At 53.0% G+C, this 14,295-nt stretch carries 13 protein-coding genes; 5 read left to right on the top strand and 8 right to left on the bottom strand.

Translation table 11 applies throughout. The annotated features are described in order from the left end of the window. The first annotated feature begins 159 nt into the window (after window positions 1-159). The gene (locus RSX24_RS19345) at window positions 160-843 is read left to right on the top strand and encodes a protein kinase family protein (RefSeq protein ID WP_343261551.1); all 684 of its coding nucleotides are present in this window, start codon (window positions 160-162) and stop codon (window positions 841-843) included. A gap of 290 nt (window positions 844-1,133) precedes the next feature. On the opposite strand, the gene RSX24_RS19340 is transcribed toward RSX24_RS19345, so the two are convergent. After that, complete coding sequence (locus RSX24_RS19340; RefSeq protein ID WP_236420145.1) at window positions 1,134-2,036, bottom strand: helix-turn-helix transcriptional regulator; 903 nt, start codon at window positions 2,034-2,036, stop codon at window positions 1,134-1,136. 128 nt (window positions 2,037-2,164) lie between these two features. On the opposite strand from RSX24_RS19340, the gene RSX24_RS19335 reads away from it, so the two are divergent. Both RSX24_RS19335 and RSX24_RS19330 read left to right on the top strand, forming a co-directional pair. Further along, complete coding sequence (locus tag RSX24_RS19335; protein ID WP_343261550.1) at window positions 2,165-3,052, top strand: sugar phosphate isomerase/epimerase family protein; 888 nt, start codon at window positions 2,165-2,167, stop codon at window positions 3,050-3,052. Between the two features lie 39 nt (window positions 3,053-3,091). After that, window positions 3,092-4,147 carry a Gfo/Idh/MocA family protein gene (locus tag RSX24_RS19330; RefSeq protein ID WP_343261549.1) on the top strand — a complete coding sequence of 352 codons (1,056 nt, stop codon included), beginning with the start codon at window positions 3,092-3,094 and terminating at the stop codon, window positions 4,145-4,147. Window positions 4,148-4,221: 74 nt separating this feature from the next. Here the strand turns inward: RSX24_RS19330 and RSX24_RS19325 are convergent, their stop codons facing one another. Continuing rightward, window positions 4,222-5,541: a glycoside hydrolase family 125 protein gene (locus RSX24_RS19325; RefSeq protein WP_343261548.1), complete on the bottom strand. Its 1,320-nt coding sequence runs from the start codon at window positions 5,539-5,541 to the stop codon at window positions 4,222-4,224. A gap of 178 nt (window positions 5,542-5,719) precedes the next feature. Between RSX24_RS19325 and RSX24_RS19320 the strand changes: the two genes are divergently transcribed. Next, window positions 5,720-6,790, top strand: coding sequence for a LacI family DNA-binding transcriptional regulator (locus RSX24_RS19320; RefSeq protein WP_343261547.1), 1,071 nt, complete (start codon window positions 5,720-5,722; stop codon window positions 6,788-6,790). A 437-nt stretch (window positions 6,791-7,227) separates the two neighbouring features. Here RSX24_RS19320 and RSX24_RS19315 read toward each other — a convergent pair whose 3' ends face one another. The 3 genes from RSX24_RS19315 to RSX24_RS19305 all read right to left on the bottom strand — a co-directional run bounded on the left by RSX24_RS19315 (window position 7,228) and on the right by RSX24_RS19305 (window position 10,070). Then, a complete protein-coding gene (locus tag RSX24_RS19315) occupies window positions 7,228-8,838 on the bottom strand; it encodes a hypothetical protein (protein WP_343261546.1) in 1,611 nt (536 codons plus the stop codon). Further along, the gene (locus tag RSX24_RS19310; RefSeq protein ID WP_343261545.1) at window positions 8,819-9,403 is read right to left on the bottom strand and encodes an RNA polymerase sigma factor; all 585 of its coding nucleotides are present in this window, start codon (window positions 9,401-9,403) and stop codon (window positions 8,819-8,821) included. The genes RSX24_RS19315 and RSX24_RS19310 overlap by 20 nt, the downstream gene beginning before the upstream one ends. A gap of 160 nt (window positions 9,404-9,563) precedes the next feature. Beyond that, window positions 9,564-10,070, bottom strand: a complete 507-nt coding sequence (locus RSX24_RS19305) for a mismatch-specific DNA-glycosylase (RefSeq protein ID WP_236420152.1) — start codon at window positions 10,068-10,070, stop codon at window positions 9,564-9,566. A gap of 119 nt (window positions 10,071-10,189) precedes the next feature. Between RSX24_RS19305 and RSX24_RS19300 the strand changes: the two genes are divergently transcribed. Beyond that, window positions 10,190-11,110: an AEC family transporter gene (locus RSX24_RS19300; RefSeq protein ID WP_236420153.1), complete on the top strand. Its 921-nt coding sequence runs from the start codon at window positions 10,190-10,192 to the stop codon at window positions 11,108-11,110. A 140-nt stretch (window positions 11,111-11,250) separates the two neighbouring features. Here RSX24_RS19300 and RSX24_RS19295 read toward each other — a convergent pair whose 3' ends face one another. The 3 genes from RSX24_RS19295 to RSX24_RS19285 all read right to left on the bottom strand — a co-directional run bounded on the left by RSX24_RS19295 (window position 11,251) and on the right by RSX24_RS19285 (window position 14,271). Further along, the gene (locus tag RSX24_RS19295; RefSeq protein WP_236420154.1) at window positions 11,251-11,781 is read right to left on the bottom strand and encodes a hypothetical protein; all 531 of its coding nucleotides are present in this window, start codon (window positions 11,779-11,781) and stop codon (window positions 11,251-11,253) included. A gap of 78 nt (window positions 11,782-11,859) precedes the next feature. Continuing rightward, the gene (locus tag RSX24_RS19290) at window positions 11,860-12,375 is read right to left on the bottom strand and encodes a hypothetical protein (RefSeq protein WP_343261544.1); all 516 of its coding nucleotides are present in this window, start codon (window positions 12,373-12,375) and stop codon (window positions 11,860-11,862) included. Window positions 12,376-12,390: 15 nt separating this feature from the next. Further along, window positions 12,391-14,271: an S-layer homology domain-containing protein gene (locus tag RSX24_RS19285; protein WP_343261543.1), complete on the bottom strand. Its 1,881-nt coding sequence runs from the start codon at window positions 14,269-14,271 to the stop codon at window positions 12,391-12,393. Between the last annotated feature and the right edge of the window lie 24 nt (window positions 14,272-14,295).

Raw genomic sequence — 14,295 nt, 5'->3', positions numbered from 1 at the left:
GCCGCAAGCTAGCTGGTCATCCGTCTAAAGCGTCCCCGGTTCGAATCGGAACCGTTTCGGATTTCATTCGTATCGTTAATATACGTTCATCACCACTGAAATTGCGCAGTGAACCGCATGAGATAGATTGCAGGCAATATCCCAAAGGAGGCACCACCCATGAATCAACCCGATTGGTTCCAGGCAGAAAAAGCGTTGCAGCAGATCCGGGTCATCGGAAGCGACCGGAACGAACTCGTCGACATTATCGGGCGCGCCCAAGGCGTCCGTTGCATCGGCACAGGCACGGATGCAGCCGTATTTGCCTATGACGGGTTGCCGCAATACGCCTTCAAAGTGTACTCGGATCATGCTCTGGACAAGCTCGATCATGAAAAAAAAGTCTATGAGCGGCTTCGCGGCCTGCCCTATTTTCCTATCTATTACGGCAGCGGCCCCAACATGATCGTAATCAGCCATGAAGCCGGACCAACGCTGCTGGAGTGCCTGGAGCAAGGCATCCCTGTACCCGAGCAGGTCATGCTCGACGTGGACGCCGCACGTGCAGCGGTCCGAGAACGGGGGCTAAACCCCCGCGACATCCATTTGAAAAACGTACTGCTCCAAAACGGACGAGCCAAGGTGCTCGATGTCTCGGAATATATCCAGGACGGCAATGACAACCGCTGGGAGCATCTCGTCTGGGCCTATTACAACGTGTATCCACGCATTGAGGGCACCCCGATCTCCCCGCGCATGCTGCAGACGATTAAATGGGCCTACAACCAACTGGATCAGGCCAATATCAAATTGGAGGACTTGTCGAAGAAGGCCAATCGCCTGTTTTCGCGATTTCTGAAATGATAGCATCCGCAGCCAAAACATTCCCCCACCTCCATGTCGGGGGATGTTTTATGTTATGGTTCGGCACTAGCCCTAACAAACATGAGACACGTTATAGGGCATGTATTGGAGCATTTGAAATGGTAACGAACCTGAGGCACGTTATCTGTGGTTGGAAAGCGCGGTTTGTGGCATTTTGCTCCAAATAGCGTGGCTGAAGTTCGTTACATTTTGAAGCGTGGCGATTCGGGCAGAATAAGGTGTCTACGGTTCGTTAGAGGAGCCGGCAGATGGCAAACGGACGGCCAGAGTCAGCTTCCATTCTCCGCTGCCTGACGTCCCCGCGATGGCGGCACACCTTTGTATTTCTTATATAGCTTCGTAAAATAATTGGCATTGTCGCAGCCGACCTGTGCGGCGATCTCCGTGACCGTCAGACTGCTCTCTTTCAGAAGCCGCTCCGCGAGCATCATGCGGCACCCGTTAACGTATTCAACGAACGTTCGCCCGGTCAGCTTTTTGAACATTTTGCAAAAATGATACGTATTCAGGCCGACCTGGCCGGCGGCTTCGGCCACGGATACTCTCTCTGCGGGATCGGCCTCGATCTTCTCGATCAGCTGCTTGAAACGTTCCCTGTTCGGAAAATAAGAACCGCCCCCTTTGCTCGGGAGCTGCTGCGGCAAAAACATGCGAGCCAGCATCGTGAACAGCGCGTACAGCTTGGATTTGACCATCAGCTGGTAAGCGGGCGGCTGTTCTGTCATCTCTTCGATCGCTTCGTGAATCAGACTGTAGATGCGCGCGCATTCTTCATCCTGTTCGGCGGGTTTGACCGGAAAACGCAGCCTTCCCTCCAGATATGGCGCGACATATCCGATATGCACCGGGTCATGGATGAAGTCCTGAAACAAGGCGGCGTTGACGACCACCGAATCGTAGTCCACGTCGCCGTCATTCATCGCGTAGCCGACATGCAGCGTTCCTGCAGGAATAGCGAGAACTTCTCCGGCCCGCGCCGTGTACGGCCTGCTGTCGATATGGAATTGCGCTTCCCCCCTGCGCATCACGATGAATTCAAAATGCTCGTGCCAATGCAAATACAGGATGCATTCCCCTGCCTTCTTGTCAGCGCATCGATTCTGGAAAAGCTGAAACGGGTGGGATTTGTGATCCATCCGCGTTTTTTCGTGAAGCGCTTTCAACTCAGTCACCGATGTTCCCCTTTCCCCCACAAAATCGGACTAATAATGCACAAGATCGTTTAGAGCCATTCGGCAAATGCACCGCTATAATGAGTGTGTCACGAAGACTATAAGCCAATATTGGAGTGAATTCAACCATGAATAAAGCATTGCGCATAGGCACGCTTGTCGGCGGCGCGGACGCCGTAAGAGTCATTCCGCAAATTTTGCCGCACGGCTTCGAATCGTTCAACCTGACCTTCTGGCAGACGACAGGAACCGTGGACCTGACCGAGACGGCCAAACGCGTTCGCGAACTGGTCGACGAACATGACGTCGTCATTTCGGCGCTCAGCGTGTTCGGCAATCCGCTTACGGGAGAAGGAGACAATGCCGACACCTTGGCGAGCTGGGAGCGGGCCATCGACCATGCCCATCTGTTCGGGGCAGCCATCGTCTCCGGCTTCACCGGCCGCCTGACCGGACGTCCGATCGACGAATCCATTCCCAAGTTCAAGCAAGTCTTCGGCGAATTGGCGAAACGCGCTGCCGACCGGGGCGTGCGGATCGCCTTCGAAAACTGCGACATGGGCGGAACCTGGCAGAGCGGGGACTGGAATATCGCCCATAATCCAACCGCTTGGGAAATGATGTTCGATGCCGTTCCCGACGAGCATGTCGGGCTGGAATGGGAGCCTTGCCACCAAATGGTCAGCCTGATCGACCCGATTCCGCAACTGCGCAAATGGGCCCATAAAGTGTTTCATGTGCACGGCAAGGATGCAACCATTGCTTGGGATGTCGTGAAGGAACATGGCGTTCATGGACCGCATGAATTCGTCTGGCACCGCACACCAGGCTTCGGGGATACCAACTGGTCGGATATCATCACGATTTTGCGCCAGCACGGTTACGAGGGAACCATCGATATTGAAGGCTGGCATGATCCGGTTTACAAGGGCGAGCTGGAGATGACCGGGCAGGTGCACGCGCTGAACTACTTGAAGCACTGTCGCGGGGGAAGCTTTATACCAAACCCCGTGTGACGTCGACTCGAAACCATCATGAACAAAGGAGATGATCGCATGAACGAACGTTACCGGGTCATCGTGGCGGGATGTGGGGCCATGTCGGGCACCTGGGTCGACTATGCCATGCAAAGGCCGGATACGGCCATCGTCGGACTGGTGGACCTTCAGCCGCAGCAGGCGGCTGCGCTTGCAGGGCGGCACGGGCTGGACTGCCCCACGTTTACCGATATCAACGAAGCCATTGCAGCTACGGGAGCCAATATCGTCTTCGACGTGACGATACCGTCGAGCCACTATAACATTGCCAAGACTGCCTTGCGACAAGGCTGCCACGTGTTCGGCGAGAAACCGTTGGCCGAAACCATCTCCGAATGCCGGGATATCGTGCGCCTCTCCGGCGAAACGGGACAACTGCAAGCCGTCATGCAGAATCGGCGCTTCGATCCGCGCATACGGGCGTATCGCAGCCTGATCGCGGACGGCACGATCGGCAAGGTTGGTTATGCCGGGGCCGACTTCTTTCTCGGGCCGCATTTTGGCGGCTTCCGTGAAATCATGGACAGCCCGCTGCTGCTGGACATGGCCATTCACACCTTCGATCAGGCCCGGTTCATTCTCGGCGCCGATCCGGTGTCGGTCTACTGCCATGAATTCAACCCTCCCGGTTCGTGGTATAAGGGCCATGCCATGGCCTTATGCATTTTTGAAATGTCCGACGGCTCGGTGTTCAATTACCGCGGTTCATGGTGTGCCGAAGGCGCGCCCACATCGTGGGAAGCATCCTGGCGGGTTATCGGGGAAAAAGGGTCGGCCATCTGGAACGGACACGACGAGATTTACGCAGAATCTGTTGTAACGGAACGTTTGGACGAGAACGGGAAACTGACCTTTTTCCAGCCTGCCGAACGAATTGAAGGCGTGATTCCTGCCATGGACAAAACCGGACACCACGGCTGTCTGGAAGATATGTTCGACGCGCTCGAAACCGGACGTTTGCCGGAAACGCATTGCAGCGACAACCAGTACAGCATGGCCATGGTGCTCGGCTCTCTGGAAAGCGCACGCATCGGGCAAAAGGTATGGATTGCTGACCTGCTCGGCAGCGTATAGGCATAGATTTTCAATACAATAAAGAACAGGCCCTTTCAGCGGATTCACCGCGATGTGGGCCTGTTTTATCGCAGCTATAAAATCCCCTTATCCATTGCCTTGCGCACAAGCTGGGCAAACAGGCTGTTCGACCAGGCAAACCACGGTCTCGTAAACGTGGACGGATCATCCGCAGCAAAACCTTCATGCATGTACCCGGTTCCTGCGTCGGTGCTTTCCAGCACTCCGATCATCTCCAGCATTTCTTCGTCAGTCTCTGCCGTAAGCCCCTGCATGGACAGTGCCATGTGCCAGATATAACCCTCGGGGGTATGCGGGCTGCCGATGCCTTTGGCTGCTTTCCCTTCGAAATAAAACGGATTGTCCTTGCTGAGGATGAACCGCCGCGTATTCCGATAAACGGGATCGTCCGCCGGCACGTATCCGAAATACGGAATGGACATCAATCCGGGCGTGCCCGCATCATCCATCAGGCAATAGTTGCCGTAGCCGTCGGTCTCATAAGCATAGATTTTGCCATATACCGGATGGTTGTAGGTGCCGTACAGCGCGATGCCATGCCGGATCTCCTCCTCCAAGGATGCCATCCTCCCCACAAGCCGTTCATCCCGGAATACCCATCTTGCGATTTCTCCCATCTGTTTCAACGTTACGGCGGCAAACATGTTGGCCGGAATATTGTAGTGAAAATCGCACGCATCGTCGCTTGCGCGAAAACCCGACCAGATCATTCCGGTATAATTGACCGGCATGCCGAGCCCTTCATTGCGCAGTGTATCATGCGCAGGACAATTGCGCCGCATGAAACGATAGGGCGACCGTTCCGCATGCCGCTGCTCGGTTTGCCACAGCTTTACCGTCATTTCCATCACCCGTTTGAAGCGTTCGTCGAAGATGTCCGTCAATTCCGTTTCCCGCCAATACGCATATGCGAGCCGCATCGAAAAACAGAGGGAATCCAGCTCAAACTTCCGCTCCCATACCCATGGGGACATTTCAGTCTCATCGTTGGCATCCCAGTGCCAGCCGTTTGCCGTTTCGTTGAACGCGTTGGCATACGGATCGATCTCGGCATAAAACATATGCCGTTTGACCAAGCCGCCAATGATGCGCTGCAGCTGGGCATCCTTTTTGGCAAACGGGACGTAGTGCATCACCTGCTCCACCGAGTCGCGCAGCCACATCGCGGGAATGTCCCCCGTAATGACAAACGTTGTGCCGTCGTCCAGCAGCTTCGTCGTCGTTTCCAGCGTGTTCGGAAAACAGTTGCGGAATTGCTGGAGCAATCGCGGCCTGTCCCGCAACCGCTCTTCCGCTTGAGTCAAAACATCTTGTACGGCATGCGGCAGCTCCAGCCGCGGCATGGCAATCTGCGGTAATCTGAACTGTTCCATCGATATCGTCTCCCTTGGGATGAATTAGGTTGGATTTTTAGGTGGAGCGGATGTATATTGTTATTTTTGTTATGTTAAATTATAATAACGTTATTATATTTGTAATGTACTATGTATGTACACGTCCGTCAATTGTTCATGCCGTTCACATCACTTTCTTCGATGAAGGAGCCTTGCCATGTCACGAAAAATTTCCATCCAAACGCTGGCCGACCAGCTCGGACTGTCCAAATATGCGGTATCCCGTGCCCTCGGCGGCAAATCGGGAGTCAGCGAAGAAACGCGCGCACGGGTGCTCGAATTAGCCCGAACGCTCGGATATCGCCAACACACGCCAGGCATTACGTCCACGCCGATAGCCAATGCAGGAGCAGACCCTCACAGGCCACCGAGCCCGCTGTTTGCCCTGATCTGCATGAACCAATCCAATCTCAGCGAGCCGCATTATTGGCAGCGCGTGCTGTCCGGCATGATATCTGCCTGCGATGAACGGGGATGGCATCATGCTATCGTTTCGCCTTCACTGTCTGCCGATGATGACCGCCTATCGCCGGAGCAAGCCCTCGCTCCGCACCTCGACTGGACGCATTGCGCAGGGATCGTTGTCATGGGTGCATTCCCGCATACCGTGATGAAGCGGCTGTCGAAAACGGGACGCCCCCTCATTCTGGTGGATCACCATGATCCGCTCCTGAACTGCGACACCGTCAGCCATGACAACCTGGAGGCGGGCATGACCGCCGCACAATACCTGCTGTCCGTCCGCTGCCGACGAATCGGGCTGATCACCGACGACGGCCGGGCCACCAGCTTTGCCCAGCGCAGAATAGGCATGGAGCTGATGGTCAAGCAGGCGCAAGCACAAGATGGCGTGACCGCAGCGCTGCGCGAATGGAGCATTCCTTATGAGCACGGCGATTGGCTTGAACAGTTGGCCCGCGAGTTTCGCCGGCTGCCTGAAGCAGAGCGTCCGGACGCCTGGGTTGGCGTCAATGACGACATTGCGATGCGATGGATGCGCAAGCTGCAGGACATGGGCTTCTCCGTGCCGGGCGATTGCCGTGTGCTCGGCATCGACAACGTACACGCGGCCGCCTCTGCGATTCCCCCCCTGACAACGGTTCACCTGTGCAAGGAAGAGCTGGGGCAGCGTGCAATCGAATCGCTGCAGCGCCGCATGGAGCGGCCCGGTTCGCCGAGGGAAACGATTATGCTGTCCACCAACCTGATCCCAAGGGACTCCGCGTAGCTTCTAGCATGCGGGCTCGGCTCGGGGGTATGGGTACTTGCCGTATGCTGAACCTTCAACAACAAAAAAGAGCGAAATTCTCCCGGACAACAGTGCCGGAAGCTTTCGCTCCTTTGTCTCTACATCTCCATTTTGACTCTTACGAACCTCACACATCTTATTCGGGCCATTTTGGAAAATTGAATTTCTTACGAACGTCAGACACCTTATTGTGGCCATTTGAGCGCCAGGAACTTCATTTTCACGCCAATAGCGTGTCTGTGATTCGCAAGAAATTTCTTTCCCTGAAAATTCGTTTAATAACGTGCGTCAGGTTCTTTAAAGCCTGATCCGTTTCACGCGCAAAGCTTCTCAGACACTGCCCTAACGCATTCGGAGCCTCGTTATCTACCAATCTACACAATTCAATCCCCGGCAGACATCGTCATGATCCGATCTCATTGATTCAACCAAGGCAGATGCTCCGATGAAGGAAGCTCCACCTCCCAATCGACGTCTTGATAATCATGAGTCTCCAAGGTGCGCTTCAAGGTCAGTTTGGTGCCTTTGTTTTGAGAAAATCCCCGAATAACGTACTTCAGATTCGCCGAAACAAATTTTCCACCATATTCAGAAGCAGTAGAGGTTCCGGCGATTTCCACTGTGTATTGCTCGCCATGCTCGTCTACTGCGACCCAGTGATCGGCTTGTGCTTCTTTCTGCCAGAACGAGCCTGAACCTTCAAGAATTAGATCCCCCCTATCATCTAATACACTTATCGGCTGGTTACCAGATACCCGGACGTGACCATACCCATAGTCGCTCAGCACCAGCTCATCCCCAGACTGTTCAAATTTCACCGGCTGCTCGCGGATCCGGTCCAAATCAATCTCTATTGATTTCTCATCTTTGACAGGCAAGGTGTACCCGTCCAGTACGAAACGAATCGGTCCCGCGCCTAATGTGACGAATTCGGGGTCCCACATTTCCGACAGCTTCAGCACGCCGCCATTCCCGCTCAGTCCGGTCGTATCGCGAAGGCTGTATTTTGCCTTACGAGCACCACTTCGGCTGCCGTTGAATATTCGATATTCCTGGGTAGCCGGGATCTCCAGATGGTACAGAATCTCCACTTGGTTTTCCCAACCCTCTCCCACCTTGGCAAGAAGCTTATCGTTCAGGCTTATATCCAGATCAAGACGTGTTCCGGTTGGCGTTTGCAGCAACTGCTTCATTTGCAAACGAAGCCCTTCCGGCGTCACATAGCTTTCGTTCATTGCCTTCTGCACGGCATATGTTTTGGCTTGGGCCAGATCGATTCCAAATTGAAAGCTCCAATCGACATAGGCCGTTTCATCGGTATACGTTCGGCTCTTCGCATCATATACATTGCCTACATTAAGGTGATTCAGTTCCCCTCGTACCACAATCCGATCCGGAACGTCATCATGCAGCTGAAAAACAAACTGGCTGTACTTCAAGCTTTGTATATTTACCTCTACTTCGGAGACTACGGATTCTCCCTTCTCATCCGTGATATGGATCCTGCTGGGGTCAGGTGTAATATCAATGGGCCCGCTTCCATCCGGTGCAGACCCCTGAAGTGTCAGCACAATCCGTGAACGATCCACCAGCACTTCTTCGATTTGCAGCGTATAACCCTGATCCTCAATCCGGATATTCGGATTAACGACCAGTCCGAGCGGTTGCAGGCGCTTATAATCATTGACCATATTATTGATCCTGAATTCATCCGGTACCGGAATATCCGGGAGTGGCGGATTTACCGCATGAATCGTACTTCTCGCAGCTGGCTGCTGCTGCACCCACTCCCAAGCAAACCATGCTCCGCCAACCAGCAGCAGCAGCGCCGCTGCGGAAACGGCTGCACGTTTCATCCTTTTCCCGGGAAGCTTGATCTGCGCTCCAACCGGATTCCCTTGCTCCTTTTTATCGATGAAGACCCCATCCAGCTTCTCCATGACGCGCAGCGTAAAATCCGACTCGGGCTGTTCATGAAACAAAACGCGCTCCCATTGCCGGTCCTCTTCACTTGGAATAGGCTTCATATATCGATAAACCTCCCTTGCGGTCCATTTGTTTTCTTAGAGCTTTTTTGCCACGATAAAGCGCATTGCGCACCTGGAGCTGATTCATGCCCATAATGCGAGCAATCTCCTCATAACTCAGCTCATTTGTGTACTTCAGCATTAACACGAGGCGATACGCTTCCGGCAATCGATCCAGCTGCTGCACGATCTCGCGTTTCATCTCCTGCTGCAGCACCGTTTTTTCGGGCGTTCCCTCCTCGGCAGCCTCCACCAGTTCCAGGGTATCTGCGACCATAACGGGTTTCTGCTGCCGCATGAAATCGCGCATCCGATTCACCGCAATCGTGTAGATCCAGGCCGAAAAGCTCGAGCCTTCCCGCCGGGTCGCCAAATACCGGTAAACACGGATAAACACATCCTGCGCCAAATCCTGCGCATCTTGATGGCTCGCGCCCATTCCGCGCAAAAGGCCAAACACTTTATTTTTGTACCGGTCCACAATTATGGCAAACAGCTGCTTCTCCCCCGCCACAATGCGCCGAACCAGCTCATCCTCCGGGATTTCAGGCATATGCTGTGTCATTGTATCCCCCTTCTCTACAGCGTCCATGCATGGTTCTGTACTCTATAGACGTCCTCTCCCCCTGAAACTTCTCACTTTGGCAAAAAAAAGAATTCACCCTTTCCCGCAAAAGTGCGTTTGGGGTGAATTCGAAAGACTGATGCCGCTTGCTATTCGCTTCCTATTTCCCGGCCACAAACTCGCTAAGCTGTGCATAAATGGCCACGATTTCATCCATGGACATGCGTACCAGCCCGCTGGAGGAAGGAGCAACAAATTCATGGATTTCCGGGACGACCGGGTCGTCCTGAAATCCCCAATCCGTTTTTCCGCGTTTGCTGTACTGGGCGTATACGCCTTTGCCGACGAAGCAGGCCACTTGCGGCCGGTATTCCTCCAGCTTTTGTTTCAAAATGAGGCGTCCCTCCGCATACTCCTCGCGCGTAATATCCTCTACGCCTCTCGTGGGGCGGGCCACGATATTTGTGAATCCATACCCCAGCTTGAGCAGATCTCCGTCCTCTTCCGGTGCATACAGACGCGGAGTCAAGCCCGAGCGTTCGAGAATGCGCCAGAAACGATTTCCTTTATAAGCGTAATGATGGCCCGTTTCGCCAGACGTCAGGCTTGGATTAAAACCGATGAACAGAATGGACAAGCCATAATCGAGATGGTCCGGAATAGCCATAAATTACCCTCCGTTTCATTTTTCAAATTGCGTCCTCGGATATATGCATGAAGTGATATAATGAGTAAAGTGTTTTTCGAAACCGGATTGAATCCCCATGAAAAAGGAAGCTGAACTCGATGATTTTTGACATCATACTGGAAGTTGTCCTGCCCGTCTTTCTCCTGATCGGAGTCGGGTCCTGGATGCAAAAGATCTTTAAGCTCGATTTATACACCCTCGCCAAAATCAACTTTTACTGCATCACTCCCGCCGCCGTATTCATGAGCATGTACCATTCCGACATGTCGGGCGAGCTGCTCGGGACGGTTACGCTGTTTTACGCCATTTACGTCATCGTTCTATATGTTCTCGGGTCAGCAGTCTCCCGGGCGCTCAAACTGAATAAAGGCATGAAAGCCGCCTTCAACAACAGCATCATGCTGGACAATGCAGGCAATTACGGGCTGCCGATCAATGCACTCGTGTTCCGCGGCGATCCGCTGGCCTCTTCCATACAGGCTCTCGTCATGTCGCTGCAATCGCTGCTCACCTTTACGTTCGGCGTTCTGTCGATCCAAGGGGCCAAGCTCAAAGGCAATTACCGCGCGGTCATCATCGGCTTTCTGAAAATGCCCGTGCCTTATGCGCTGCTGCTCGGCCTTCTATTCCAGATGTGGCATGTTCCGCTGCCGACCTTCCTGTCCATGCCGCTCACGTACGCGCAGCAAAGCATGGTCGCCGTCGCGCTGCTGACGCTGGGTGCCCAGATCGTCAAATATCCGATCAGGCTGTATCGCCTTGATGTGTATATTAGCACATTTTTGCGCCTCTTGATCGGTCCGGCCATCGGCATCTCCATCGTGCTGCTTCTGGGTATGCAAGGCGTCGCCGCCCAGGCGCTGATCATCGCTTCCGGCATGCCGACCGGCGTCAACGCCTCCATTTTGGCGGAGGAATATGACAACGAACCGGATTTCGCGGCTCAGACCGTGCTGATCTCCACCTTGCTGAACATCATCACGATTACTGCGCTGATCTCGTTTGCAAGAACGTTCTGAGCATATGGATTCGACTACGATCCTCCTTTCATAGATCTAAACCAAAAACGTTCAACCCAAAAACCTGTCCGGTATTTAAAAGCCGGACAGGTTTTTGGGTTGAGTATTGCAAGTATGCATCCAGATCGCTGGATCTTCGATTAGCGAGCTTCTTCTTGATAGGCTGCCGCTTCTATTTTATAGTTGCCGGCCTTGTTAAACACCACTTTGAATGTAGTATCCATGGACGGGCTGGTCACTGTGGCTAATTTGTTGGAGCTGGCGTAGAACACTCCGTTTTGTGTAAAACCATTCAATTTTACTGCCTCATTATTGATCATTTGATACACAGTCACATCGTCATTCGTTTCCACATAGGTATTATCTTCTGTTCTGGTGATGTTGAACTCGTAACGAATATTGTCATAATTTTGGCTCACGGTGGCACGCAGCGTCAGTTCTTTCTCTTCTCCTGCGTTTACCTCTTGAGTCGGGAGTACATTGACTTCAGCGCCGCTCGAGTTGATCCAGCTCAGCATGTATGTAGGTTCTTCCGGAGCATTTACCTTGAACGTAGCGGTGATCTCGTTGGAAAGAGTGATGTATGGCGCTGCTCCCGCATAGGCGGGGGCAACCATGGTAAACAGGGCGGAAGACAACAACAACGCTTTTATGAATGCAGGGGTTTTCATTGGATTTGATCTCCTTTTTCATGATTTGACGGTGAATTCGATGTTCACACGGTATATGATTTGAATCGGTTTTTACCTTTAAGAAGGAACTTTTATGGCTACAACTTTGATCACATACTCGCCAGCAGTGTTGAATTTCAGATTATACTTGAAATCTTGGCCTGGCGTAGAAATCGAAGGGTAAAAATCAGAGAAAATCACCAGATCTCCGATTCCATTCACATTTCCTGTTTCAGCATTTCCAAGGGAATCTTCAACGTACTCGGCCAGTTCCACGTCACCATTCTGCATGGTTGTACCGTCGGTACGAGTTATGGTGAACTTCAATTCAACGTTTGTATAAACTTGAGAGGTGATCGCGCGAACGGTTACATTCCTGCTGTCCCCGCTATTAACAGTTTGAGGCGAAAGTGTGTCCAACAATTCATCATCGCCGACCCATTTCAGCACAAAGCTAGGTGTCACGGGTTTGACCGTGAATGTGGCCGAAACCGTATTGGACACCTTTTGGGATGAAGCAGCATACGTAGGGGCAGCCATCATCAATAATGCCGAGGAAAGCAACAAAACCTTTACAAATCTGGTCGTTTTCATTGAATTAACACTCCTTTAGTATTCATGATGTTCATGCTTAACGGCAGTAATCTTCACGCTGTAGGTGCCCGGTTCGCCAAATTCCACTTGAAGGGACAACGTTTCTTTGGAAGTCGTCGGAGAATCGTCTGTTTTGGTAAGCAGCCAGCCGTTCCCCAGCTTCTCGTACTCATACCCTTCCGCACGAATAAACTTCGCTTGACTGGAAGGTTCGCCGTTCTCATCCGTCCATTGGAACAGGTAGCTTATATGCTCAACGTTGTTGGCCACTTCAAGGAGAGGCTCCGATGTGAAAGTGATGGTCTTGGCTTCGCCTGGCGTTGTCACAACGATGTTGGAGTTCTCGTTCCCGATCGTCAGCTTCAACGGCAGCCTGACATCCAGCTTCAGCTGAGCCTTCTCCGCTACCCCTTCCACCTTGCCCGAAAATACGTATACTCCCGGCACTTTGATGTGAACCGCACCATCCGTAATTTGCACGCCTTCAGGCGCGGTCCAGGCCACTGTCCGGTTTACCGTCGTGTTGCCGTCCAAACGCACGGACACTTGAGCAGGAAGCACGTACGCTTTGTCGACCTCTTGTATTTTGTTAATCGTTGGGATTACCGGGGCCGAGGAATTGCTATCGCTCCCGGAACTGCTGCTTCCAGAACTGCTACTGGTGCCCGATCCGCCGGAAGCAGCGGTTTGCGTTTCCCGGGGTTGTCCATTAATGAGCTGAATTTTGCCCTGGTTAATGCCATAATCCTTGACCAGGTTCGGCACAAGCCGTTTGTCCGGAACGATAATGTCGTTAATCTCGCCGGTTTCTTTCAACACGATCGAAGATCCGTCAACGGCAGTCTGGCTCACCGTCAAAGATTGAATTGAAGAATTTCCTGTCAAGCTCAGCTGGGAAGCCGTGGCAAGCTCCAGTTGATTCGACGTCACGTCGTGCAGCTCCAATGACGTTTTAGGTGCTCCGCCGGCGACGATTTTGCCGGCAACGGTCAAATGCTGGAGCTTGATGTGGTCTCCCAAAATCGTGATATTGCCGGAAACGCGGAGACCGCCGCCATCGAGGGTCAAATTGCTTTTGGAGGCAGGCACGGTCAAATCCACGATCTCCTGAATCTTGAAACCGGAGGTCAGCTTTACCTTTAATGTCGAACCGGAAAGCAGCTCTTTGTTGCCTGCGGTAAAGAGTGCCTTCATGTCATCCGTCACCGGATATTGGAAGGCACCGATGCGAACGATGCTTTCGTTTACGAACGTCAGCTCCAATTCACGGTTTTGCGGTTCCTGAAGGGCATCCATCAAACGAGTCAAAAAGACCGCGATTTCTTGCCGTTCCGTCGGTTTGTTCAAATCCAGCTTGCGACCGTCCCCTTGCAGCAAACCAAGCTCCAGAGACGTTTCAATGCTTTGTTTACGCTCGGGAGAGCTTACTTCACCTTCAGGCAGCGCAGTCGTTCCTCCCCCCTTCGCTCCGGTTGCTTGCACAAAAATCGACAGCAGCTCTTCCCGGGTAACGACGTCCGTAGGACGAAAAGGCTCATCGGGACGCCCCATCAGTCCCTGGTTCAGCACACGCTGAATGCTGTCGGCAGACCAACTGGACGGACGAACGTCTGAAGGCAATGTTACCGACGATGCACTCGTTGGAAGCTGCAGCGCGCGCACAAGCAGTTCGGCCACTTCCTGGCGGGTGATGGGTTTGCGCGGTTTGTACGTTCCGTCATCGTATCCGTGGGTAATGCCCTTTTCATTCAAATAGGCAATCGAATCCAATGACCAATTGGATGCCTGATGAATGTCGGAAAAGAGCAGATCCGACGCTTGCGCGGAAGCAAAAGGCACCTGAAGCTGACTGAGCAGGGTTACGCTCAGCGTCGTACGCAGAAGCCACTTGTTCACAAATATTGTCTCCCTTCGACAACA

The sequence above is a fragment of the Paenibacillus hubeiensis genome, assembly GCF_032334105.1.
In the GTDB taxonomy this organism is placed as follows: Bacteria; Bacillota; Bacilli; order Paenibacillales; family Paenibacillaceae; genus Paenibacillus; species Paenibacillus hubeiensis.
This window is presented reverse-complemented; position numbering and strand designations above follow the sequence as displayed.